General features: G+C 66.8%; 20 protein-coding genes. 5 read left to right on the top strand and 15 right to left on the bottom strand.

Going from position 1 to position 22,275, the window contains the following annotated elements:
* Window positions 1-42: 42 nt before the first annotated feature.
* The 4 genes from KY493_RS04810 to KY493_RS04795 all read right to left on the bottom strand — a co-directional run bounded on the left by KY493_RS04810 (window position 43) and on the right by KY493_RS04795 (window position 5,216).
* A complete protein-coding gene (locus KY493_RS04810) occupies window positions 43-1,755 on the bottom strand; it encodes a hypothetical protein (protein WP_219897842.1) in 1,713 nt (570 codons plus the stop codon).
* Between the two features lie 62 nt (window positions 1,756-1,817).
* Entirely contained in the window at window positions 1,818-3,503 is a 1,686-nt protein-coding gene (locus KY493_RS04805) for a hypothetical protein (RefSeq protein ID WP_219897841.1), read from the bottom strand.
* A 133-nt stretch (window positions 3,504-3,636) separates the two neighbouring features.
* Entirely contained in the window at window positions 3,637-4,740 is a 1,104-nt protein-coding gene (locus KY493_RS04800; protein ID WP_219897840.1) for a CsgG/HfaB family protein, read from the bottom strand.
* On the bottom strand, window positions 4,740-5,216 hold the full coding sequence (locus KY493_RS04795; protein WP_219897839.1) for a curli assembly protein CsgF: 477 nt from the start codon (window positions 5,214-5,216) through the stop codon (window positions 4,740-4,742). The genes KY493_RS04800 and KY493_RS04795 overlap by 1 nt, the downstream gene beginning before the upstream one ends.
* Window positions 5,217-5,553: 337 nt before the next feature.
* Between KY493_RS04795 and KY493_RS04790 the strand changes: the two genes are divergently transcribed.
* Entirely contained in the window at window positions 5,554-6,183 is a 630-nt protein-coding gene (locus KY493_RS04790) for a LuxR C-terminal-related transcriptional regulator (protein WP_219897838.1), read from the top strand.
* Window positions 6,184-6,193: 10 nt separating this feature from the next.
* Here KY493_RS04790 and KY493_RS04785 read toward each other — a convergent pair whose 3' ends face one another.
* Window positions 6,194-7,999 (bottom strand): aminopeptidase P family protein, encoded by a 1,806-nt coding sequence (locus KY493_RS04785; protein ID WP_219897837.1) that lies wholly within the window; start codon window positions 7,997-7,999, stop codon window positions 6,194-6,196.
* Between the two features lie 126 nt (window positions 8,000-8,125).
* Here KY493_RS04785 and KY493_RS04780 point away from each other — a divergent pair, with 126 nt between their 5' ends.
* Window positions 8,126-8,899 (top strand): SDR family NAD(P)-dependent oxidoreductase, encoded by a 774-nt coding sequence (locus KY493_RS04780; RefSeq protein ID WP_219897836.1) that lies wholly within the window; start codon window positions 8,126-8,128, stop codon window positions 8,897-8,899.
* On the opposite strand, the gene KY493_RS04775 is transcribed toward KY493_RS04780, so the two are convergent.
* Complete coding sequence (locus KY493_RS04775) at window positions 8,900-9,769, bottom strand: 50S ribosomal protein L11 methyltransferase (RefSeq protein WP_219897835.1); 870 nt, start codon at window positions 9,767-9,769, stop codon at window positions 8,900-8,902.
* Window positions 9,770-9,857: 88 nt separating this feature from the next.
* Here KY493_RS04775 and KY493_RS04770 point away from each other — a divergent pair, with 88 nt between their 5' ends.
* The gene (locus tag KY493_RS04770) at window positions 9,858-10,415 is read left to right on the top strand and encodes a hypothetical protein (protein WP_219897834.1); all 558 of its coding nucleotides are present in this window, start codon (window positions 9,858-9,860) and stop codon (window positions 10,413-10,415) included.
* A 75-nt stretch (window positions 10,416-10,490) separates the two neighbouring features.
* Here the strand turns inward: KY493_RS04770 and KY493_RS04765 are convergent, their stop codons facing one another.
* From KY493_RS04765 to KY493_RS04725, 9 genes are all read right to left on the bottom strand, one after another.
* Window positions 10,491-10,700, bottom strand: coding sequence for a DUF3126 family protein (locus KY493_RS04765; RefSeq protein WP_219897833.1), 210 nt, complete (start codon window positions 10,698-10,700; stop codon window positions 10,491-10,493).
* A 65-nt stretch (window positions 10,701-10,765) separates the two neighbouring features.
* Window positions 10,766-11,587, bottom strand: a complete 822-nt coding sequence (gene cysE, locus KY493_RS04760; RefSeq protein ID WP_219897832.1) for a serine O-acetyltransferase — start codon at window positions 11,585-11,587, stop codon at window positions 10,766-10,768.
* 23 nt (window positions 11,588-11,610) lie between these two features.
* Entirely contained in the window at window positions 11,611-12,246 is a 636-nt protein-coding gene (locus KY493_RS04755) for an NUDIX hydrolase (protein WP_219897831.1), read from the bottom strand.
* A gap of 51 nt (window positions 12,247-12,297) precedes the next feature.
* On the bottom strand, window positions 12,298-13,455 hold the full coding sequence (gene rodA / locus KY493_RS04750) for a rod shape-determining protein RodA (protein WP_219897830.1): 1,158 nt from the start codon (window positions 13,453-13,455) through the stop codon (window positions 12,298-12,300).
* Window positions 13,452-15,455, bottom strand: a complete 2,004-nt coding sequence (gene mrdA, locus KY493_RS04745) for a penicillin-binding protein 2 (protein ID WP_219897829.1) — start codon at window positions 15,453-15,455, stop codon at window positions 13,452-13,454. Before mrdA ends, rodA begins: the two co-directional genes overlap by 4 nt.
* Window positions 15,452-15,970 carry a hypothetical protein gene (locus tag KY493_RS04740; protein ID WP_255568036.1) on the bottom strand — a complete coding sequence of 173 codons (519 nt, stop codon included), beginning with the start codon at window positions 15,968-15,970 and terminating at the stop codon, window positions 15,452-15,454. The genes mrdA and KY493_RS04740 overlap by 4 nt, the downstream gene beginning before the upstream one ends.
* Window positions 15,967-17,214: a rod shape-determining protein MreC gene (gene mreC, locus KY493_RS04735; protein ID WP_219897828.1), complete on the bottom strand. Its 1,248-nt coding sequence runs from the start codon at window positions 17,212-17,214 to the stop codon at window positions 15,967-15,969. Before mreC ends, KY493_RS04740 begins: the two co-directional genes overlap by 4 nt.
* Window positions 17,215-17,364: 150 nt before the next feature.
* A complete protein-coding gene (locus KY493_RS04730) occupies window positions 17,365-18,405 on the bottom strand; it encodes a rod shape-determining protein (protein WP_219897827.1) in 1,041 nt (346 codons plus the stop codon).
* 264 nt (window positions 18,406-18,669) lie between these two features.
* Window positions 18,670-19,290, bottom strand: a complete 621-nt coding sequence (locus KY493_RS04725) for a glutathione S-transferase family protein (RefSeq protein WP_255568035.1) — start codon at window positions 19,288-19,290, stop codon at window positions 18,670-18,672.
* A 98-nt stretch (window positions 19,291-19,388) separates the two neighbouring features.
* Between KY493_RS04725 and KY493_RS04720 the strand changes: the two genes are divergently transcribed.
* Window positions 19,389-20,594: a pyridoxal phosphate-dependent aminotransferase gene (locus KY493_RS04720; protein ID WP_219897826.1), complete on the top strand. Its 1,206-nt coding sequence runs from the start codon at window positions 19,389-19,391 to the stop codon at window positions 20,592-20,594.
* Window positions 20,595-20,599: 5 nt separating this feature from the next.
* A complete protein-coding gene (locus KY493_RS04715) occupies window positions 20,600-22,261 on the top strand; it encodes a hypothetical protein (RefSeq protein ID WP_219897825.1) in 1,662 nt (553 codons plus the stop codon).
* Window positions 22,262-22,275 lie beyond the last annotated feature (14 nt).

Genomic DNA, 22,275 nt, shown 5'->3' with positions numbered 1-22,275 from the left:
ACCGACCCGATCCCGGAGGAAGAGGTCGGTCGCGGGTAGGCCTTAGTTGCCCTGACGCACCGAGGCGACGTTGTTCGAACCACCTTGAGTGATGGTCGAGACGTTGAAGTCGCTCGTTTGCACAACGGTGGCGGTGTTCAGGTTGCCGCCTTGGTTGACCAGCGAGTCGTTGTTCGATCCGCTTTGCGTGACATTCAGGATGCCGTTGTCGCCGGTTTGGAAAGCATCAGACTCATTACCCGTGCCGGATTGCGAGATGCCGCCCGTGCCGAAGAAGAAGTTGTTGTTGTTCCCCGTTTGCGACAGCAGCGAACGGTTGTCGCTGCCCGATTGCTCGATCTCGGCGGTGTTGCCGCTGGCGGCTTGATAAACCACCGAGCGGTTGCCGGAGCCGATTTGGTCAACGATCGCGTCGCCGTACTCACCGACTTGATCGATATCCGAGTTGAGGTTGCTGCCGATCTGCTCGACCATAGCGGCGTTGCGCAGCGCAGCTGACGTGACGACGCCCGCTTGGTCAACGTTCGACACGTTGCCCGTGCCGTTCTGCAACACGCCAGCGGTGCTGAAGGCGCCGCTTTGGATCACGTTAGACAAGTTATCGTCGCCGGTTTGGTTGACGCCAGCGAAGGCGTTCTCGGCTGACTGGCGGATCACCGAGTCGTTGCTCGGAGCAGCCGCCTGACGGCTATCCGAGGATTGATTGACGATGGCTTGCGAACCGTCCGAACCCACGCCTTGCAGAACATAGGAGCGGTTGTCACCGTAGGCGCCGCCTTGAGTCACCGAAGCCGAGGTGTCGGCGTCCTGGTCGATCTCGGAGGTGTTGAACGTGCCGGTTTGCGACACAGTCGCGTCCGAATCCGCGCCTTGATAGATCAGCGACGAGTTCAGAACGCCGTTTTGGGAAACCGTCGCGGCAGCACCCGCGGAACCAGCTTCCTGGAAGATGTTCGAGACGTTGTTCTCACGACCATCGATCGTGCCAAAGCTGTTGAAGCCGCCACCCTGCGTCACCGAGGCGGTGGCGTCGGCGTTCTGAACGATGTTGGAGCGGTTGTCGTCGCTGTTCTGCGCAACGGTAGCCGACGCGCCTTCAGCGAACTGGGACACGAAGGAGTCGTTGCGGTCGCCGTTTTGGAGGACCGTCGAGGATGCCAGATTACCGCTCTGGTCGATAACCGAGGTGTTCGCGTTGCCCAGCTGGCTCACAGCCGCATCTTGTTCTGAACCGGACTGGGTGATGTTCGAGACGTTCGCAGTGCCATTCTGGACCAGTCCGCTCACGCTGTTCGGGTGCAAGCCAATGTTGCCGCGGTCGCCCGTCTGCGAGATGTACGACTGATTGGCGTCGCCCGTCTGCTTGACGTTGGCGTCGTTGTTGAAGTTCTGCTGTGTGATCGACGAGAAGCTGTCGCCGTTCTGATCCACGTCTACGCGGTGCGAGCTTCCGGTCTGAGTGACATCCGACTCGGCGCCCGCGCCCTCCTGGTCCACACGAGCGATGCTGTATTGGCCGTTCTGCGAGACGTAGGAGTCAGCGCGGGAGGAGCCCGTGTATTGAGCCACGATAGCGTAGTTGGAGTTCGAACCGTCTTGCAACACGGCGGAGACGCCATTCGCGCCACGTTGCGTCACGTCAGCGTTCTGGCCATTTCCGGCTTGAGTGACGTTCGAGGTGTTGCTTTGGGCTGAAGCGGCGCCGGCGGCGAGGAGAGCGACGGCCGAGACCGACGCGAGGATGGAGAGTTTCATTGTCGTTTCCTGTTGGATCTATGGTTTGAGAAAAGCCGCGCCCGAAGACGCGGCCTGAGCACTCAGTTGCCTTGACGCACCGAAGCGGTGTTGTTGGCGCCGCTTTGATTGATGATGGAGGTGTCGAAAGAGCCCGACTGCACCACGGTGGCGCTGTTCTGCGTTCCGGTCTGGAACAGGTCGGAGGTGTTGTCCGAGCCCGATTGAGTCACGTCGGCGATCAGCAGGATGCCGTCTTGTCGGACTTCCGAGTCGTTGTTGTCGCCCGACTGACGAACCTGCGCCAGGTTGCTGGAGAAGGCCGACGCGATGGACGTGTTCGTCTGGTCGATTGTGCTGACGTTGTCATTGCCGCTCTGGGTCGAGACGGCGTTCATCAGACGGGCGCTGTTGGTGGCGTTGCCGCCGACCTGGTTAATTGTGCTGCTGTTGAAGCTGCCGCCTTCTTGGCGAATCGAGGCCATCGCAACTGCAGGGTCGGGCGAACCCGCCGGGTTCGGCGCGTTGTTCACGCCTTGATTGACTTCGGCGAAGTTGTCGCTGCTGACTTGCGAGATCAAGACGGTCGAGAGTTGACCCGACTGCGACACAAAGGCGTCGTTGCGAGAGCCGATCTGATCGATACCCACTGAACCGTTCAGGTCACTGTCGCCGATCGAGTTGTCGAAGCCGGATTGCGACGTGTTGGCGTAGTTGCCATCACCATTTTGATAGATGTCGAGATCGCCGGAGCTGCCCGACTGGCTGGCCAACACTTCGTTGTCGTCGCCGTACTGCTGAATGTTGGCTTCTTGACCGTTGGTCTGGAACTGAGATCCAGCCGCGCGGCCTTGCGTCAGGACGATGCTGTTGCCCTCGCCTGCGCCTTGCTCGAGATAGGCTTCCGAGTTGTCCGACGTTTGCGTGACGTTGATGGAGCTGTCGTCACTGTTTTGCACCGTCGTGACGATGCCGCCGGCTTGGTCACGCTGCACCACGTCAACAGTGTTGTCTGAACCTGTTTGGCTCGTAGCCGCGTAGTTGCCGGCGGATTGCTGCGTCACTTCGGCGGAGTTGCCGTCACCATTCTGCATCACGTCCGCGTAGGATCCGGCGCGTTGCGTGATGGTCGCCTCGTTTGCATCGCCGACTTGGTCGATGCCGCCCAGACCGCGGGCGTTCCACTCATCGCCCGCGTCGTTCATGCCGGCATCTTGATCGACTGTTGCGCGGTTGCCCGAGCCGTTCTGGTACACCGAAGCATCCGAACCATCGGCCGTTTCGGTTTGGGTGATGTTTGCGGTGTTGTCGCCGTGCTGCTCCACCCAAGCCATGGCGTTCGTGGGGCTGCCCGGAATGCTGGCGCTGTAGTCGATGCGGCCTGCGTCCTGGTTCACGACCAGATCATTGTCGCCGTGTTGCTTGGCGCTGACCACGCCGTTCGCGCTCTGGTTCACAAGCGACGTGTTGCCACCAACGCCGGCCTCATTGAACTGCTGCACGCGAACAGTGCCGCCCGCTCCGGTTTGGTTGACAATCGACGAGTGGTCGTTTCCGCGCTGCTCAACGCCGATGTCACCAATGTTGGTGCGATTGTTGCTGCCGCTTTGAGTGACGTTCGAGGTGTTGTTGCGACCGTATTGTTCAACTTCAGCTTGCTGATCTGTACCAGACTGGTTGATCGTCGACGTGTTGTTTGTCTGGGCGAAGGCTGAGCCTCCGGCCAGAAGCGCGACGGCGGAAACCGAAGCGAGAATGGTGCGTTTCACGGGTGTTAACTCCCTGGTGACGACCGCCCATGCAGGGTCGCGCCGTCGGGTTGACGACCGCCGGCGTGCAGGCCGGCGCGGTTCTGTTCTGGGTTAAGCCCGCGCGACACTCGCCCGCGCGGAGGCGTTACGCCTACTGGTGTCCGGTTGGGCCCGTGTTCAGAGCGCGGGTCTGGGCGGACGTGGACGCTACACCGCTGGAGGTCGTGTTCCCGATTGGGACGCCGCCTCCCGACGCTGTACTGGGTTGCAAGACCTGCGCCACATTCTGGCCGCCTTCCAGGCGGGCCAGGCGGGGTCTTGATTGAACGGGCGAGGCCTCGGCCATGGCCTGGGCGTGCTGCACCCGGGCGTTGGCGGCGGCGACCTGCTCGGCCGTCATGTGGCCGTCCCGCTCTTGCTGATAGCGGTAGAACAGCGGCCAGCCGGCGTCGGTGTCGGCGAAGTTCCAGAGCTTCAACTCGACGCCTTCCATGACCATGGCGTAGACCGCCTTTTCGATCGCCTGTTGCAGCGCCACCTGGTCCGGCTCGTTGGTGGTCAGACCGGCTTCGGCCTCCAGCAACTCCTTGAAGCCGACATAGCGGAAGGCGCCGCCGCCCACGCTGTAGGAGGCGATGGTCTTGGCCGCGGTGACGGTGGTCAGCACTTCGCCGGTGCGCACCGACACGGCGCGTAGATAGACGGTGACCGTGTCCTGGCGATATTCGCTGCGGGCGCTGATGCCCAGAAAGCCCGCGCCGGCGCCGCCGGTCATGGTGTTGGAGTCATAGCCGATGACCCCGCCCTCCAGGATCACGCCGGCGAACAGCAGGGACGGCAGCGCCTCTGCGTTCAGCGTGGTCTCACCCAGATAGCGTTCGCGCATCTCGCGGATGATCTGGCGCTCGTTCAGCAGATGAGCCAGCTGTTCGCGCTCGATGATGGTGAACCAGCTGCGACGGCCGGCGTCCTGCAGCGCCTTCATCAGGATCGAGGTCGAGCCTTGCGTCACCGCGCGCGACAGCGTCTGGCCGGTCGAGGATGGGCGGAACTGGCCGGTCTGGTCGGTGAAGCTGTAGACGGCGACGGCCACCGGGCGCGCCGGCGACGGAATGCCGAACAGCGCCTTCTGGCTCTCGGTCGCGGACTGATAGGTCGGCAGGGCCGTCGGCGTGATGTCGGCGACCGACTGCACGGCCTGCGCGGCGCAACCCGTCAGGGTCAAGACGGCGGCGATGGCGGAAAGGGCGCGCATCACTGGATGTTCACGAACAGCGGGACGATGATCGTGGTGATCTCGCCCGTGGCGTCATCGGTGATGGTGATGGTGACGTTTTCGAGATCGCGATTGAAATCGATCGTCTGGCCGCCCAGGCTGATGGTGCCGCTTTCCTGCGGGTTCTCGCCGAATATGGCGTCCACCAGCTGCGACGACACCGCCGACAGCAGACGCGATTGCAGCTGGCGAGCGAAGATGTCGCCCTGGCTCGAGCCCGTGGTCGAGTTTGGATCCCGATAGTCGTTCTGCGCATTGGCGATGCCCAAAAGGTGCGCCGAGTTGAACGAGTTGCCGCCGAATGTCGGATTGATCGGCGTATAGACAAGATCCTGCGCCGAGGCGGCGCCGGCTCCCGTGGCGCTCGCGATCACCGCCGCGATGAACAGCGCGCCGCGCTTCAGCGGCCCGCTAGGCGGCTTGCGCCCTGCGGACGCATCCAGAAAAACTCTCATGCTTACCTAGCCCCAGCGGACCCCCGTCCGCGACGCGGCGGAACATGGCCGTTAGTGATTTGGTAAGCATCATCATTATTGAGGAGACAGGGTTCGCCGAGCCGCGCGATCCACAGCGTTCGCGGGCATTAACCTTTTGAAACCCAGAGTTCGTCGGGCTTTTCGCGTCATGGGAGAAAAGGCGAGAAGGCTGGCTTTTTTGCCGTTAAGTTCGAAGCTTAACCTTACCCGTGCACCATGGCCGGCGGAATCGCAACTTTTGCTAAGTTTCGATCGGCACGTCTGGCTACGGGCAATAGCACAGCAACGGCCGCCGTCGAGAGGAAAAATCCCAAAAGTGGGACAATCACGCACACGACCCGAGTTTCCGCAGTCGGCGTCGGACATGCAGCGGATGCAGGAGGCGGCGCAGACCGCCGGGGTGCTCCAGGCGATGGGGCTTGCCGCCTTTGTCTGTGACGCGGAGGGCCGGGTGCTCGCCGCCACTCCGAGCGGTCTGCGCCTGTTCGATGACGGCCTTTATCTGCGTCTGAAGGACGAGCAGCTGGAAATGCGCGCGTCGGGATCACGGACGCTCCGCGCCGCCATCGCCGAGATGGCGTCGGGCCAGCGGATCGGCGCGCGGCTGCTGCCCCTGCCCGGCCCTGACGGCGGCGAGACGGCCTTGGCCGAGATCGTGCGCCTGGGCGTCGGTCACGTGGATTGGACAGGCGTCGTGGTGATCGTGCGCTGGCCCGGCTCCGATCCTGCGGATCGCGCCTCGGCCGCGGGCCGGGCGCTCTATGGCTTTACGGCCGCCGAGGCCGCCGTGGCCGCCCATCTGCTGAACGGTCTGAGCCCGCAAGCCGTGGCCGACCGCATGGAGGTGTCGATCAGCACGGTGCGCAGCCACATCCGCTCGACCTTCCTGAAGGCCGGCGTGAACAGCCAGATCGAGATGCTGGCGGCGATCCGCTGTCGCATCTGACCGCCGGGGCTCAGAGCGGCGCGCACGCCGCCTTTAGCCACGCCCCGACATCGCCATCGAGCAACGGTCCGATCTTGGCCAACGTTTCTGCGTGGTACGCGTCCACATAGGCCCGCTCGGCCGGGCTTAGCAGATCGACGTCGATCAGCCGGCGATCGAGCGGCGCAAACGTCAGTTGCTCGAAACCGTGCATCGGCCGCTCGCCGCCTTGAATGGCGGTCGCGGGCGTCACCACCTGCAGGGTCTCGATGCGGATGCCCCAGTGCCCCTCGCGGTAATAGCCGGGCTCGTTCGACAGGATCATGCCTTCCAGCAGCGGCTGGTCCGTGCCCCATTTGGCGATGCGCTGGGGTCCTTCATGAACGCCCAGATAGCTGCCGACGCCGTGACCGGTGCCGTGGTCGTAGTCGAGACCCGCCGCCCACATCGGCGCGCGCGCCACCGCATCCAGCTGTCGCCCCGACGTGCCTTCGGGAAAGCGCACGGCGGCCATGGCGATGTGGCTTTTCAGAACCAGGGTGAACATGCGGCGCTGGTCGGCCGTAGGCTCCCCCACCGCCACCGTGCGGGTCACGTCGGTGGTGCCGTCGAGGTACTGCCCGCCCCCGTCGACCAGCAGCAGCGACCCACGCTCGGTCCGACGGATCGTGCCGCCGACGGGCTTGTAATGCGGCAAGGCGCCGTTGGGTCCCGCGCCCGCGATGGTGTCGAACGACAGATCCTTCAGCGCGCCGGTCTCTTCGCGGAACCGCTCCAGCGCCTCCACGACCTCCCGCTCGTCCGGCAGGGTTTCCTGAGCCGTCGTATCCACCCAGTGCAGGAAGCGTGCGAGCGCGGCGCCGTCACGGATATGCGCCTGGCGACTGCCCTCGATCTCGACTGGGTTCTTGGCGGCGCGCGTGATGGCGCACGGGTCCTGGCCTCGTACGATGTCGGCGCCGGCCGCCTGCAGCCGCTCAAAGAACCAGGCGGACGAGACCGCCGGATCGACCAGCACCCGCCGGCCGCTCAGCGCATCCAGCGCCTCGGAAAGGGTTTCAGACGCCTCGATCGACACCGCGTCGCCTAGCCAGCCCGGCAGTGCGTTGGTCACCTTGCGCGCATCCAGGAAGAGCCGTGCGCGCCCGTCCGCCTCCAGAATCGCCTGCGCGAGCGGCAACGGTGTGCGGATCACGTCCCCGCCCCGCACATTGAACAGCCAGGCGATGGACGCGGGCGCGGTCAGCAGGACGACGTCGGCGCCAGCTTCCGCCACGGCGCGGCCAATGCGAACGCGCTTGTCCGCATGGCTCTCGCCCGCGTAGCGGTCCTCGTGCGGCACGACGGGCGCCGAGGGCTGCGCCGGCCGATCGTCGCCCCAGGCCCGGTCGAGCGGATTGACGTCAATCGCCTTCAGCTCGCCTCCGGCCTTCAGCACCGCGCGACGCAGCACGGTCAGCGCATCCGGGCTGTGCAGGCGCGGATCGTAACCGATCACCGATCCGGTCGGCGCACGCTCCAGCCACTCAGGCAAAGCCGCCAGATCGACCCGCTCGAACAGGTCGCCGTCCGTCTGAGCCCGCACCTGCACGGTGTAGCGTCCATCGGTGAAGATCGCCGCACGGTCCGTCAGCACCACCGCCGCGCCCGCCGAGCCGGTGAAGCCGCTGATCCAGGCCAGGCGTTCGTTCGCCTCGGGCAGATACTCGTTCTGGTGCTCGTCTTCATGCGGCACGAGAAAGCCGTCCAGTTCCTGCTCGGCCATGCGCGCGCGCAGCAGCGGCAGGTGGCGGGCTCCGAACGCGGGATCGGTGGATTCGTTGAATGTCTGGCGCATCCCTCAGACCTAAGCCGGTCTCTCGCCCGGCTCAAGCGGCGGCTTTCGAGATCAAGGATTGCTGATGGAACGGGCCTTGGCGCGTCTTGTTACCCCTTCAAACCCGAACCGCAGAAGGACATTGCGATGAACCGCTTCGCAGGCAAGACCGTGATCGTGACCGGCGCAGGATCCGGCATAGGCCAGGCGACCGCCCGCCGCTTCGCCCAGGAGGGCGCCAATGTGGTCGCCGCCGACGTCGACGAAGACGGCCTGGCGGAAACGCTGAGGGGCGTGGACGCCTCGCGCGTCGTGACGCGCATCGTCGACGTGTCCGACCAGGCTCAGGTCGAGGCCCTGGTCCAGGCGGCGACCGACCGCTTCGGCCGCCTGGACGTCATGGTCAACAACGCCGGCGTCGGCTGTGATGGCACGGTCACCGAAATGGCGATGGCCGACTATCGCAAGGTGATGGCGATCAACGTCGACGGCGTGCTGTTCGGTAGCCGCGCCGCCTATCCGGAGCTGAAGAAGACCAAGGGCTGCATCGTCAACACCTCCTCGATCTCGGGGCTGGGCGGCGACGGCGCCATGATCGGCTACAACATGGCCAAGGGCGCGGTGTCACAGCTGACGCGGGCCATGGCGCGCGACAGCGGACGCGACGGCGTGCGCGTGAACGCAGTCGCACCGACCCTGGTGCACACCGGCCTGACGGCGGAGATGAAGGACGACAAGGCGTTGATGGACGCCTTCGCCAAGGCCATCCCGCTGGGCCGCGGTGCCCAGCCGGAGGAGATCGCCTCCGTTATCGCCTTTCTGGCCAGCGACGACGCCAGCTTCGTCCATGGTCTGGTGATGTCGGTGGACGGCGGGCTGTTCGCCTCGACCGGCCAGCCCGACTTCAAGGACTTCGACTGATCAGCCGACGCGGCGCAGAACCAGGGCGCTCCAGGCGTCGTGGCGTATGCGCCGCTCCAGCCGGAATCCGCGCGACAGATAGGCGGCGGTGACGCGCCGCTCCTGCGTCCGCAGCAGACCTGACAGGATCGCCACGCCGTCCAGCTTCAGCGCCATGCGGATGTCCTGCGACAGAGCCACCAGGGGCGGCGCCAAGATGTTGGCGAACACCAGATCATAGGGGCCGTGCCGGCGCACGCGCTGGTCGTTCAGCCCCGAGGCATGAACAAAGGTCGCCTTCGCCCGGTTGAGCGCGGCGTTCTCGTTGGCGATGCGGACCGACGGCGCATCGATGTCGGTCCCGACCGCCACACGGCTTCCCGTGCGCGCGGCCGCGATGGCCAGCACGCCCGTGCCGCAGCCAACATCCAGCACCCGCTCGAAGCTTTCGCGCTTCAGCAGTTCGTCGAACGCCTCGAGGCAACCGACCGTGGTGCCGTGATGCCCGGTCCCGAAGGCGGCGCCCGCGTCGATCTTCAGATTGATCGAGTTCGGCGGCACCCGCCCCTCGTCGTGCGCTCCATAGACAAAGAAGCGTCCCGCCGTGACCGGCGGAAGGCCCGACAGCGACATGGCCAGCCAGTCGGCGTCGGCCAGCTTGTCCACCGACACGGTGACCGGATGATCCGCCAGCGCCGCCTTCAGCCCTTCGACTTCCCCGTCGGTGGTCGGAAAGGCGTCGATGCGCCACAGGCCGCGATCCTCGTCCTCCTCCAGGATGGAATAGGTGGCGCCCTCCAGCATGGGATCGGCGTCGATGGCGGCGGCGGCGGCCTCGCAGGCGGCGCGTTCGCCCCGCGCGATCACCTGAACGGCGGCGGTTTCGGACATGTCTCAAACCCGGTTAGGATAGGGAATCAGCGATGGCGCGACAGACGCGCCCACGCGCGTGCTGTCAATCGGAGGGGTGGGTAAATCCATGGCCAAGGCGCCGTCAAACATCGAGACCGGGCCGTCGGAAGAGACGGCCGCAAAGCCGAAGGCGACGCCCAGGCCTCGCACGCCTCGCACCAAAGTCGCCTCGGACATCTCTGACGCGAAGACCACGCCGGCTCCCAAGAAGACCGCTTCCCGCGCCCGGACACCGGCGTCCGGCGTCGTCGGCGCGACCACAGCCCGCGCAGCCAAGCCGAAGGCTCCGGCTGGCGAAGCGACCGCAAAGGCCCCGCCGCGTCCGCGAGCGTCCAAACCCAAAATCCAGCCGGCTCCCGAAGGCGTGGTCGTCGCCCCGATCGTCAATCCGGTTCATGAGGAAGCGCCGACGACCGTCGATCCCGCGCCCGCCGCGGCCGCTTCGACCATCGCGCCGGAAGCCGCCATCCCCGCCGCCGCAGCCAGCGCGGAAGCCGAGGCTGCTTCTTCGCCCGAACCCGCCGCCGCGTCTTCGATCACTGAGGCGACGGCCGAAGTGACGCCGCAGGCGCATCGCCCCGGCTTCTTCGCCAGCCTGGCCAAGATCATCTTCGGCAAGCGCTGACCGCTTCCAGGAAGAAAGCAGAAAAGGCCGGACGGTCACCCGTCCGGCCTTTGATCTTGCCATGTCTGGCGCGGCTCAGTCCTGCAGATCTTCGGCCAGGATCGCCATCTCGAACATGAAGGAGCCGGCTTCGTCCTCGTCTTCGAACACCACGCCGATGAACTCGTCGCCGACATAGACCTCGGCCGAGTCGTTCTGCTTGGGCCGGGCCTTCACGATGATGCCGCCGGTGTTGAAGGTGCGCTTGAGATGGCTCTCGATGCGCTTCAGGTCGGTGTCTTTCATCGGTCCAGCCTTTGTTCGGGGATTGGCGCGGGACCCTAGAGAAGCCCGTCCTTGATGAAAACCCGTCAGATGACGAAGTCGTAGACCACGTCGGCCAGCGTATGGTCCATCGTCCGCGCCGGTTCGGCGTTGGTCGGGCAGTTGACCAGCCGCGCCGGCACGCCCGCGACGGTGCAGCCCGAAGGCACGGCCTTCAGCACCACCGAGCCGGAGGCCACCTTGGCGTAGTCGCCGATCACGATGTTGCCCAGCACCTTGGCGCTGGCGCCCAGCAGCACGCCTCGGCCGATCTTGGGATGGCGATCTCCGCGCTCGGCGCCCGTTCCGCCCAGCGTCACGCCGTGCAGCATGGACACTTCGTCATCGACCACCGCCGTCTCGCCGATGACGATGCCGGTGCCGTGATCCAGAAACAGCCCCTTGCCCATCCGCGCGCCCGGATGGATGTCGACCTGGAACAGCTCGGAGATTCGGCTCTGGAAGTGAAACGCCAGCGTCTCGCGCCCCTGCTCCCACAGCCAGTGCGCCACGCGCCAGCCCTGCAGCGCCTGGAAACCCTTGAAGTAGAGAAACGGCTGCAGCAGCGAGCGGATGGCGGGATCGCGCTCCGCCACCGCCTCCAGATCGGCCTCGGCCGCCTGCACGATGGCCGGATCGGCCGCGAACGCCGACAGGCAGATTTCGCGCACCGACATGGCGCCGAGTTCGTCGTCCCCCAGCTTGCGCGCGACCTGATAGCTCAGCGCGCCCGCCATGCCGTCGTGCGACAGGATCACCGAGTTCATCTGTGAGGCCAGCTGCGGCTCCTCGCGCGTCGCGGCCTCGGCCGAGGCGCGCAGCTGTCGCCAGGGTCCGGCCGTTTCCGCGACCACTTCAAGCTTGGGCATCGCCGTCTCCTCGTGGCGGGGCATCATACGCCCTGCAGCATGGCGTGCGCCAGCGCGGTCGGCAGCAGGCCCTCTCGCGCCATATGGTAGGCCCGGTAGACGGCGGCCACCGTCATCACGTCGCGGATCGCGCCTTGGCCGATGGCCTCCAGCACCTGCCGGAACGGTGCGCGCACCACCGCCAGCACCTCGGTCGCATCCGCCGCCGTCTGCACCGACGGGCGCAGGTCCCAGGCGATCCAGGTGTGCGCCACCTCGTCGGTGATCGAGTTCGACAGCTCCACCACCATCGGCTCGGACCAGCTGTCGGCCACCAAGCCCGCCTCCTCGGCCAGCTCGCGTCGCACGCCTTCGGCCGGGTCCTCTCCGGGCTCGGCGCCGCCCTCCGGCATCTCCCAGGAGTAGTTCATCCGCGCGAACCGCTGCTGGCCCACCAGCACCACCATGCCGTCGTCGTGGATCGGCAGCACCCCCGTGGCTACGTTCTTGGGCCGCATCACCGTGTATTCCGTCTCGGCGCCGCTGGGCGCGACGGCCTGGTAGCGGATCAACCGCATCCACGGGTTCTCGAACACCGGCGTCTCGGCGATTGCGCGCCAGGCAAGGGGCTTGCTCAGGGCGGAGGCCCAACGGGGTTCGGGAGCGGCGTCATCGGTCATGCCCGACCTATGCCGCGCCGTCTCGCCTCGGACCAGTCCCCCAAGAAGCCTCTAGAACAGCCCCTCGCCCTTCGGCAGTTCGGCATAGCGGTGCACCCGCGTCGCCATCACCAGGGCAAAGCCGAACATCACCGTCATCATCGACGATCCGCCATAGGACAAGAGCGGCATCGGCACCCCCACCACCGGCGCCAGCCCCATCACCATGGCGCCGTTGATCATCACGAACAGCGCGAAATAGGCCGTCATGCCGGCCGCGGCGATGCGGCCGAAGTGGCTGTGCGACAAGGAGGCGATCCGCAGCGCGATCAGGATCACCGCGATGTAGCACCCCAGCATGGTGAAGGAGCCCAGGAACCCGAACTCCTCAGACACGGTCGAGAAGATGAAGTCGGTATGCCGCTCGGGCAGAAACTCGAGCTGGCTCTGGCTGCCCAGGCCGTAGCCCTTGCCCAGCAGACCGCCGGCGCCCAGCGCGATCTTGGACTGGATGATGTTGTAGCCCGTCCCCGACGGATCGGAGGCCGGATCAAGAAAGGTCAGCACCCGGTTGCGCTGATAGTCGTGCATCACGAACATCACGAACGGCGGCACGACGGCGACCACGGCGGCGGCGCAGGCCGCGATGATCCGCCAGCTGAGGCCCGCGAGGAACATCACCACCGCACCGGTCAGGCCGATGATCATGGCCGATCCCAGGTCGGGCTGCTTGGCCACCAACAGGAACGGCACACCGATCATGCCGGCGGGAAACAGCAGCTTCCACGACCACCGCGCCTCCTGGGCGCTGTGCTTGTGATACCAGCGCGCCAGCGCCAGAACGAGGCCGATCTTCATGAACTCGGCCGGCTGGATGCGGGTAAAGCCCAGATTCAGCCAGTTGCGCGCGCCCCCGGCCGTATAACCCAGCGGCGTGAACTCGATCATCAGCACCAGCAGCAGCAGCACGCCGTAGATCGGATAGGCCGCGCGGAACCACCATTTCAGGTGCACCAGCGACAGCGCCAGCATCACCGTCAGCAAACCGCCGAAGCGGATCAGGTGGTTGGCCGCCCAGGGCTGCCAGTGGCCGCCGGCGATGGAATACAGCATCGCGGTTCCGGTCCCGGCGATGACGCACAACAGGGCGACCAGGCGCCAGTCGATCTCGGACAGCTTGGTGGAAACGCGCTCGCGCTCGCCCGGGCGGGTCAGGGCCGAGGCGGTCACCGGGGCGGCTCCGTGGGTGCGGGCGCCGGGGCCGCGTCCAAGGGCGCCGCGACCTCGGGCTGAACGGCGTCAGGCGGCGCGCCCTGTTGCACCCCCGCGTCCTCGGTCTCTGCAAAGCCCGACTGCTGGATGCGGGCGCGGATCTCGGGATCCTTCAGCAGGGCCACCTTCATCACTTCACGCGCGCGCGGCGCGCCGGCGGTGCCGCCGCCCATGCCGCCGTGCTGCACGATCACCGACACGGCGTAGCGTGGATTGTCGGTCGGCGCATAGGCGATGAACAGGTTGTGGTCCTTCTGCGCCCAGGGCCGCCCTGCCCCCTTGCGCGATCCCGCGCCATAGTTCTGGGCCTGGGCGGTGCCGGTCTTGCCGGCCATGCGGACCGCGCCCAGTCCCAGCTGACTGTTACGAAAGCCCGTACCGCCCACGTCGGTCACAGCCTCCATGCCGTCGCGCAGCACCTTCAGCGCCTCGGGGTCGTAGGGCAGGTCCGCGAAGTCGGCGCCAGGAGCCTGCTCCACCCCGCCGATCGACTTGATCAGGCGCGGCGTCACCGCCTTGCGCCCATTGGCCAGCCGCGCCGTGTACACCGCCAGCTGCAGCGCGTTGACGTTCAGGGCGCCCTGCCCGATGCCATAGCTCGGCGTCTCGCCCGGATACCACTTGCCGTCGCCGCGCACCGGATTGTCGCGCCGCCACTGCCGGTCGGGCACCAGGCCTCTCTTCTGGCCCGGAATGCCGATGTCGAAGATCTGGCCCAGGCCCATCTCGCGCGCGGTCTCGGCGATGGCGTCCGGCCCCATCTCGACCGCCAGGGTCATGAAGTAGACGTTGCACGAGTTCTTGATCGCGCCCCGCATATCAAGGGCGCCGTGCCGCCCCAGGCAGGCGAAGCGCCGGCCCAGATAATAGGCCCCGTTGCAGACGATGCGGCGGTCAGGATTGGCGCCGCGCTTCATCGCCGCCAGACCCACCACCGGTTTGAAGGTCGAACCCGGCGCAAAGGTGCCCGTCAGCGCCTTGTCCAGCAACGGCCGGCGCTCATAGTCAGCCAGCGCACGATAGATGTTGGACGGCACGCCGCCCACGAACAGGTTGGGATCGAACGACGGCGCCGACACCATGGCCAGGATGTCGCCGTTGCGCACGTCCATGACGACGCAACTGCCCGCCTCTTCGCCGAACACCTCCAGCGCGCGGTTCTGAACATCGGCGTCCAGCGTCAGGACGACCTCCTTGCCGGGCACCGCGGGGCGAGAGCCGCCGACGTCCTCGGCCACCACACGGCCACGCGCATCCACCTCGACCCGGTTGCCGCCGGCCTCGCCGCGCAGATCGGTGTCGAGCGCCTTCTCCACGCCCAGCTTGCCGATGCGAAAGGCCGGGTTGAACAGGATGGCGGGCGGCTCCTCGCCCTTCTCGCGCATCGTCTTGACGTCGCGGTCGGTGACCTTGGCGACATAGCCGATGACGTGGGCGAACGACCCGCCGAAGGGATAGTAGCGGGCGTCGTTCATGTCGGCCATGACGCCCGGCAGCTCGGGGGCGTACAGGTTGACCTTGGCGAACTCTTCCCAGGTCAGGTCGCTCTTGACCGGCACCGGCGAAAAACGCGGCGCGGCGTTGACGTCGCGGATGATGGCGCGGCGCCGCTCCACCGTGTCCGGCAGCAGTTGCCCCAGCAGATCCAGCGTCTGGTCCAGGTCCTTGGTTTCGTCGCGGACCACCAGCACACGGAAGCTCGGCCGGTTGCCGGCGATGACCACGCCGTTGCGGTCCTTGATCACCCCGCGCGGCGGCGGCGCCAGGCGAAAGTTGAACTGATTGTTGGACGCAAGCGTCGCATATTCCTGGGCCTGAACGACCTGAAGCTGTCCCAGTCGTCCGACCAGGGCGGTGACGCCCAGCGCCGACAGACCGCCGAACACCAGCGTCCGCCTGAGGAACGATCCCTGACGCTCGTTGGGATCGGCAAAGAAGATCGACGGTTCGCTGCTCATCGGAACCTCACGTCGCCATCGTCGAACCGGTCCAGCATCCAGGCGGCGATGGGAAACAGGATCAGGGTCGGGATCACCTGGCCGGCGAACGCCACCAGGCTCGGCGCATTGCCCGCGCGCATCGTCACGATCAGATACGCCAGGCCGAAGGCGGCCAGCACGCAGCCGACATAGCCGGCAAACAGGAACAGCATCTGCTGTCCCGCCAGCAGACTGCGCGAGAACAGCACAACCGCGTAGACTCCCATCAGGCTCAGCGGCCACAGCCCCAACACATTGCCCCAGAACAGATCCAGGAACAGGCCCAGGGCGAACAGCACGGCCGGCGCCAGCATCGACGGCCGGATCAGAGGCCAGGCAAAGGCCAGCACAAACGGTGTCACCGGCTCCGGCAGACCGACGCCAGCCAAGCGCAGGGGCGTCCCGAGCACCACGGTGGCGGCGGCCGCCAGCAGCGCCGGATAGACGATCCACTGCATCGGCCCGATCACCCGAACCGCGACAGGGCGTCTCACAGCGCGCCTCCTGGCGCCGGGGTCGTATCGGCCGGTGCGGGCGCGGTCGGCGCCGCAGCCGGTTGTGCGGCAGGCGCCTGTGCTGTTGGCGTCGGCGAAGGCGTGGATCGAGCCGGAGCGACGGCGGCCGGCGCCGGCCGCGTTGTTGCGGCTGAAGAGCCTGTCGGCAGAGGCGATGGCTGGCCGGGCGCGGCCGGGTTGGGCGGCGTCTGGGTCGGCGCTTGAGCCTGAGCTTGGGCCTGGGCCGCCAGCGCCGCGCGGGCGCGCTCGGCGTCGGCCTGCGCCAGCGCCTGGAGCCGCCCCACCGCATCGGCGATGATCGCGGCCTGCTCGGGCGTCGGCGGTGCGGCCGAACGGAGGCCGGACAGGGTCGGCGCGTTCAGCGCCGCCGGGTTCACCAGCTGTGCGAAGTCGCGGAACAGCAGCACTCGGACGTAATCGACAGCGCCTCGATCGCTGAACAGCTTCACCCGCCAGGAGCCGTCCAACCCCTTGGCCGCGACGCCGATCGGGACGCCGCGCGGAATGCCGCCGCCGTCGCCGGACGACAGGATGCGGTCGCCGGCCTTGACCGCGTCGGCCCCGCGCACAAAGGCCAGTCGCGGGTTACCGCTGCCGTCGCCGGTCAGGATGGCGCGAGCGTCGGTGCGGTCGATCAGCACCGGCGTGCGCGAGGCCACGTCGGTCAGCAGCACCATGCGGCTGACGCCGCCGGTCACGCCGGAGATGCGCCCGACCAGGCCATGTTCGTTGACGACGGGATTGCCGACCTGAACACCCTTGTTGGATCCGATATCCAGCAAGCGCGCGTTCTTGAAGGGGCCCCGCGCATCGGAGATCGTCCGCGCCGTCGCCATCGGCACCTCGGGCTCGACGCGCACGCCCAGCATGGTCTCGTAGCGACGGTTGACGTTCTTCAACGCGATCGCGTCGTCGCGCCAGGCGCGCAGGTCCGCCACCTCGCGGCGCAGACGCCGGTTTTCACCGAGCGCGAAGAAGTAGCTGCCGACATAGTCGAAGGCCCCGCCCACCCAGCGCACGGGCGCCGAAAGCGCGCTGCCCGCCGGCGCGGCCGCCGCCTCGAAGCCGCCTCGCGCCACGCCGTAGCTGGTGCTGGTCTGCGGCTCGTTGGTGTCGCTGATCAGCAGCAGGACCGCGACGATCAGGCCGACCACGACGACGACCGCCGCCGTCCAGACCAGCGGCACCTTGATGGTATCGAACGGGCCGTCGCGAAACGCCACGGTCAGCCTTCCTGTAGAAGAGTGCGGTGACGGCAGTCCCCCTGCCGTTCTTCCCGCCTATCGCAAAATCACGGCGGGAATGGAACCACTCGCAACATTGCTGCACAAGATTATGCGGCCAAGCTTAAGCTTGGCCGCAAGGTCTTGCGATCAAAGCGCCGAGTCGAGGACGCCCTTCATCCAGCGCGGATGTTCCAGCACGCGCCCGCAGCCGATGGCCACGCACGACAGAGGATCTTCGGCCACCGAGACCGGCAGACCGGTATGGTCGCGGATCTCGACATCCAGACCGCGCAGCAGGGCGCCGCCGCCCGTCAGCATGATGCCCTTGTCGGCGATGTCGGCGGCCAGTTCAGGCGGCGTGGCTTCCAGCGCCACCTTGACCGCCTCGATGATCTGGGTGACCGGCTCGGCCAGGGCTTCCGCCGCCTGGCGCTCGGAGATGCGAACCTCGCGCGGCACGCCCTGCATCAGGTCGCGGCCCTTGACGTCGATGGTCAGGCCTTCGCCGTCCAGCGGGATGCGCGCGGTGCCGATGTCCTTCTTGATCCGCTCGGCCGTGGTCTCGCCGATCAGGAGGTTATGGTTGCGACGCATGTAGGAGATGATGCTGTCGTCCATCTTGTCGCCGCCGACGCGGACCGAACGCGAATAGACGATGCCCGACAGCGACAGAACGGCCACCTCGGTGGTGCCGCCGCCGATGTCGACGACCATCGATCCGGTCGGCTCGTGGATCGGCAGGCCGGCGCCGATCGCGGCGGCCATGGGCTCGTCGATCAGGCCGACACGACGGGCCGAGGCGTTCAGGCAGCTGTCGTTGATCGCGCGACGCTCCACCGCCGTGGCGCCCGACGGCACGCAGACGATGATCTTGGGGTTCACGAAGCCCTTGCGGTTATGAACCTTGCGGATGAAGTGCTTGATCATTTCCTCGGCGACTTCGAAGTCGGCGATGACTCCGTCGCGCATCGGACGAATGGCTTCCATGTGGCCGGGGGTGCGGCCCAGCATCTGCTTGGCCTCGATGCCCACAGCGTGGACCACCTTGCGGCCGCCGACGTTGCGAAGCGCCACCACCGACGGCTCGTTCAGGACGATGCCCTTGCCCTTCATGTAGATCAGGGTGTTGGCCGTGCCCAGGTCCATGGCGATGTCATTGGAGATCACGCCGAACAGGGATGAAATCATGGGATGCGCTTACCGTTTCTCGGGCCTGAGGACGACTTGATTGCAGTCTGCCTGACGACGCCCGCCGCCTCGCGCATCCCCAGCGCGAGAAGGCTCCTGACAGCTCGCGCCATGCCTACCTGCGGCCCGTTTGCCCGTCCCAAGGGGGGATGGCAAGCCCCTTCGCATCGCTGTGGAGCCGATAAGCGCGGCGGTTCATGACCGCCGCGCCCTGCCGCATTCACGATGCCGTCATGAACCGCGCCAACGCCGGGAGCAGACGGCTCAGACCGCGTCGATTCCCTCGGCTGCGAGGGCGCGCTGAACCGCGGGGCGAGCCTGCACCCGGTCCAGATGGTCGTTCAGCTTCGGATAGCGCGCGGGGTCCAGCAGGCCCGCCTGCCGCGCCCACCGCGTGAACACATACAGATAGCCGTCCGCCACGGTATACGCATCGCCCATGGCCCAAGGCCCCTGCAGCAGGCTGTCCTCCACCAGGGCGTATTTCATCATGCCGGCTTCGATCGCCGCGTCCTTCGCCTCGCCTTCCAGCGGCGGACGGCTGAACAGCGCCCGGCCGATCAGCGGGTGCAGCGACGAGGCCAGAAAGCCGTTGAACGCCTGCATCCGTCCGAACTCGAAGCTCGAGTCGACGTCCGCCAGCTTCGCCTCCGGGTGCGTCTGCGCGATATAGCCCATGATCACCAGGTTCTGCGTCAGTACGCCTTCGTCGGTGCGCAGCGCCGGCGTCACGCCCGCCGGATTGATTGCCAGGTATTCCGGCGTCTTCTGCTGACCCTGCTTCAGGTCGATCTTCTCCAGCTCGAACTCGGCGCCCGCCTCTTCCAGCGCGATGTGCGAGGCCAGGGCGCACGCGCCCGGCGAATAGTAGAGTTTCAGCATCATTTTCTCTCCTGCGGGCTGCATCGCGTTGCCGCCTTTGCGACCCTTGCGTAAACAGACCCGCCTCCCCGGCGCAAATGTTTCAATTCGACGGGTCTTCCATGTCCAGCCTGCAGTCCGCCTCGCTCGCCCGCGTCAAGCCTTCGGCCACCATCGCCGTCAGCGCCCGGGCGCGCGAGCTGAAGCGCGAGGGCCGCGACGTGATCGGACTGGGCGCAGGCGAGCCGGACTTCGACACGCCCGACAACGTCAAGCAGGCGGCCATCGACGCCATCATGCGCGGCGAGACCAAATACACCGACGCCGACGGCATGCCGGAGCTGAAACAGGCCATCTGCAGAAAGTTCGCGCGCGAGAACGGTCTGTCCTACGAACCGGCCCAGATCCACGTCGCGCCCGGCGGCAAGCCGGTGATCTTCAACGCCCTGGTCGCCACCCTGTCGCCCGGCGACGAGGTGATCGTGCCGGCGCCCTACTGGGTGTCCTATCCCGACATGGTGCTGCTGGCGGGCGGCGAGCCGGTGGTCGCGGTCGGCGAGGAAAAGGACGGCTTCAAGCTGCGGCCCGAGACGCTGGACGCGGCCATCACGCCCCGGACCAAGTGGCTGATCCTGAACTCGCCGTCCAACCCGACGGGCGCCGCCTACAGCCGCGCGGAACTGGAGGCTCTGGCCGCCGTGCTGCGTCGCCACCCGCAGGTGTGGGTGCTGACCGACGACATGTACGAGCACCTGGTCTACGGCGACTTTGAATACACCACGATCGCCCAGGTCGCGCCCGACCTGATGGATCGCACCCTGACGGTCAACGGCGTGTCCAAGGCCTATGCGATGACGGGCTGGCGCATCGGCTATGCGGGCGGGCCCAAGCCGCTGATCGACCTGATGCGCAAGGTCGCCAGCCAGACCACTTCCAACCCGACCAGCATCAGCCAGTGGGCCGCGGTCGAGGCGCTGGATGGCCCTCAGGACTTCATCGCCGAGCGCAAGGCGGCGTTCGAGCGCCGGCGCGACCTGGTTGTCTCCATGCTGAACCAGACCTCGGGGATCAGCTGCGCGACGCCCGAGGGCGCCTTCTACGTCTATCCTTCGATCGCCGGCCTGATCGGCAAGACGACAGAGAGCGGCGTGGTGATCGATGGGGACTCGACCTTCACCACCGAATTGCTGAACGCCGAAGGCGTGGCCGTGGTTCAGGGCGAGGCCTTCGGCCTGTCGCCCTACTTCCGCATCAGCTACGCGACATCCGAGGCCGTGCTGGAAGAGGCCTGCGGCCGCATCCAGCGCTTCTGCGCCTCTCTGCGCTAAGCCGCTTGCTCGTCTACGGAGATCACGCCGACGTCGTGGACGGGCCGGCGGTTCTGAAAGGCTTCATCGAAGACGGCGCGGACTTCGGCGCCTTGCAGGGACTGGCGCTGCGCGCGGCGGTGTTCCGGGTCTTTCTGCGCCTTTCGTCTCTGCTTCAGGGCTGGGCCGACGCCGAAAGCGAGGCGGCCGGCGACATCGACGATGTCTCGGACGCGCAGGACCAACTGATGGCGGTCTTGGTCGAGCTTGCGCGCGCCTTTGACGAGGCATGGACGCACCCTGACGAACCCGCGCCTTCCGTCGATTTGGAGCGGCTGCGTCCACTGGTTCGCCTTGCACCGCACCGCCTGACGCTGAAGCATCCGGAAGGCTTCGCCTACTACGCCCTCTATCCCGAGCTTTACCTTCAGGCCGCGCGGGGCTTGCCGAACGGCTGTGTCGTCATCGGTCTGCGCAGCATCGGCGTCGGGCTCGCGGCGTTGGTGGCTGCCGTGGCCGACGCCCGCGCCTGCATCACCGTTCGCCCACGCGGCGAGCCGTTCGCGCGCTCGCTGGACATCAGCTCCGCCCTGCGCGCGCGCATCCTGGACGATCCACAAGCCACGTTCGTCCTTGTCGATGAAGGTCCGGGCCTGTCGGGCTCCTCGCTGGGCGGCGCAGCCGACTGGCTGGAAAGCCAGGGCGTTCCGGCCGAGCGCATCGTCTTCATGCCCAGCCACTCGGGCGACCTCGGTCCGCATGCCCAGCCGCATCATCGTGCGCGCTGGGACACGGCAGAGCGCCGCGTCGCCTCGTTCGAGGCGGTGATTCTCAACGCACCCGGAGCGCCGCTGGCGGCCTGGTTCGAAGACGTGGCCGGCAAGCCGACCCGGCCGTTGAAGGATTTGTCAGGCGGCGCCTGGCGCAAGCTCTCGCCTTGGCCCGATGCGCCCGCCGATCCGTCGCGCGAGGCGCGCAAATACCGGCTGACTACGGAACGAGGCCTGTATCTTCTGAGCTTTGTCGGCCTGGACGCGACCGCCGAGGAGAAGCTGGAGCGAGCGCGAGCCCTCAGCCGCGCCGGCTTTGCGCCCGAGCCGCTCGCGCTACGGCATGGCTTTCTGCTCGAACCCTGGATCGATGGCGGCGCGCCCGAGCGGAGACAGATCGTTCAGGCGCTGGGGCCCTATCTCGCCTTTCGCGCCAGCGCCTTTCCCGCCCCACATCAAGGTGCGACCCTGAACGAGCTTTTCGCCATGGCGCGCCAGAACCTTCGCGAAGCCTTGGGCGACGCGGCGCCGGACCTCGGCGCATGGACAGAACGGCGGCTCGAGCAGCTTCAGGCCGCCAGCCGACCCGTCCACATCGACGGGCGTCTCCACCGCTGGGAGTGGCTGCAAGGACCAGGCGGCGTGCTGAAGACCGACGCTGTGGATCATTCCCAATCGCACGACCTGATCGGCCCGCAGGACATCGCCTGGGATGTGGCCGGCGCGGTCGTCGAGTTCGATCTGTCGGCGGCGGAGCGATCCGTATTGCTGTCCGAAACTAATGCCGCCCCGGAGCTGTGCGACTTCATGACGGTCGCCTACCTCGGCTTTCAAGTCGGCTGGTGGTCGATGGCGCAGGACCCCAGCGCCGCGCGCGAAGTCTCCCGCTACGTCCAAGCGACGCTTCGTCTGTCCTGAAGCAACAAAGGCCG

This window comes from Brevundimonas sp. PAMC22021 (genome assembly GCF_019443405.1).
In the GTDB taxonomy this organism is placed as follows: domain Bacteria; phylum Pseudomonadota; class Alphaproteobacteria; order Caulobacterales; family Caulobacteraceae; genus Brevundimonas.
This window is presented reverse-complemented; position numbering and strand designations above follow the sequence as displayed.

Excerpts from the sequence above, each read along its gene's own strand:
- KY493_RS04800 (WP_219897840.1), bottom strand. The coding sequence starts at position 4,740 with ATGCGCGCCCTTTCCGCCATCGCCGCCGTCTTGACCCTGACGGGTTGC.
- KY493_RS04720 (WP_219897826.1), top strand. The coding sequence starts at position 19,389 with ATGTCCAGCCTGCAGTCCGCCTCGCTCGCCCGCGTCAAGCCTTCGGCC.
- mrdA (WP_219897829.1), bottom strand. The coding sequence starts at position 15,455 with ATGAGCAGCGAACCGTCGATCTTCTTTGCCGATCCCAACGAGCGTCAG.
- KY493_RS04795 (WP_219897839.1), bottom strand. The coding sequence starts at position 5,216 with ATGAGAGTTTTTCTGGATGCGTCCGCAGGGCGCAAGCCGCCTAGCGGG.
- KY493_RS04810 (WP_219897842.1), bottom strand. The coding sequence starts at position 1,755 with ATGAAACTCTCCATCCTCGCGTCGGTCTCGGCCGTCGCTCTCCTCGCC.
- KY493_RS04730 (WP_219897827.1), bottom strand. The coding sequence starts at position 18,405 with ATGATTTCATCCCTGTTCGGCGTGATCTCCAATGACATCGCCATGGAC.
- KY493_RS04755 (WP_219897831.1), bottom strand. The coding sequence starts at position 12,246 with ATGACCGATGACGCCGCTCCCGAACCCCGTTGGGCCTCCGCCCTGAGC.
- KY493_RS04765 (WP_219897833.1), bottom strand. The coding sequence starts at position 10,700 with ATGAAAGACACCGACCTGAAGCGCATCGAGAGCCATCTCAAGCGCACC.
- KY493_RS04775 (WP_219897835.1), bottom strand. The coding sequence starts at position 9,769 with ATGTCCGAAACCGCCGCCGTTCAGGTGATCGCGCGGGGCGAACGCGCC.
- cysE (WP_219897832.1), bottom strand. The coding sequence starts at position 11,587 with ATGCCCAAGCTTGAAGTGGTCGCGGAAACGGCCGGACCCTGGCGACAG.
- KY493_RS04770 (WP_219897834.1), top strand. The coding sequence starts at position 9,858 with ATGGCCAAGGCGCCGTCAAACATCGAGACCGGGCCGTCGGAAGAGACG.
- KY493_RS04785 (WP_219897837.1), bottom strand. The coding sequence starts at position 7,999 with ATGCGCCAGACATTCAACGAATCCACCGATCCCGCGTTCGGAGCCCGC.
- KY493_RS04725 (WP_255568035.1), bottom strand. The coding sequence starts at position 19,290 with ATGATGCTGAAACTCTACTATTCGCCGGGCGCGTGCGCCCTGGCCTCG.
- KY493_RS04780 (WP_219897836.1), top strand. The coding sequence starts at position 8,126 with ATGAACCGCTTCGCAGGCAAGACCGTGATCGTGACCGGCGCAGGATCC.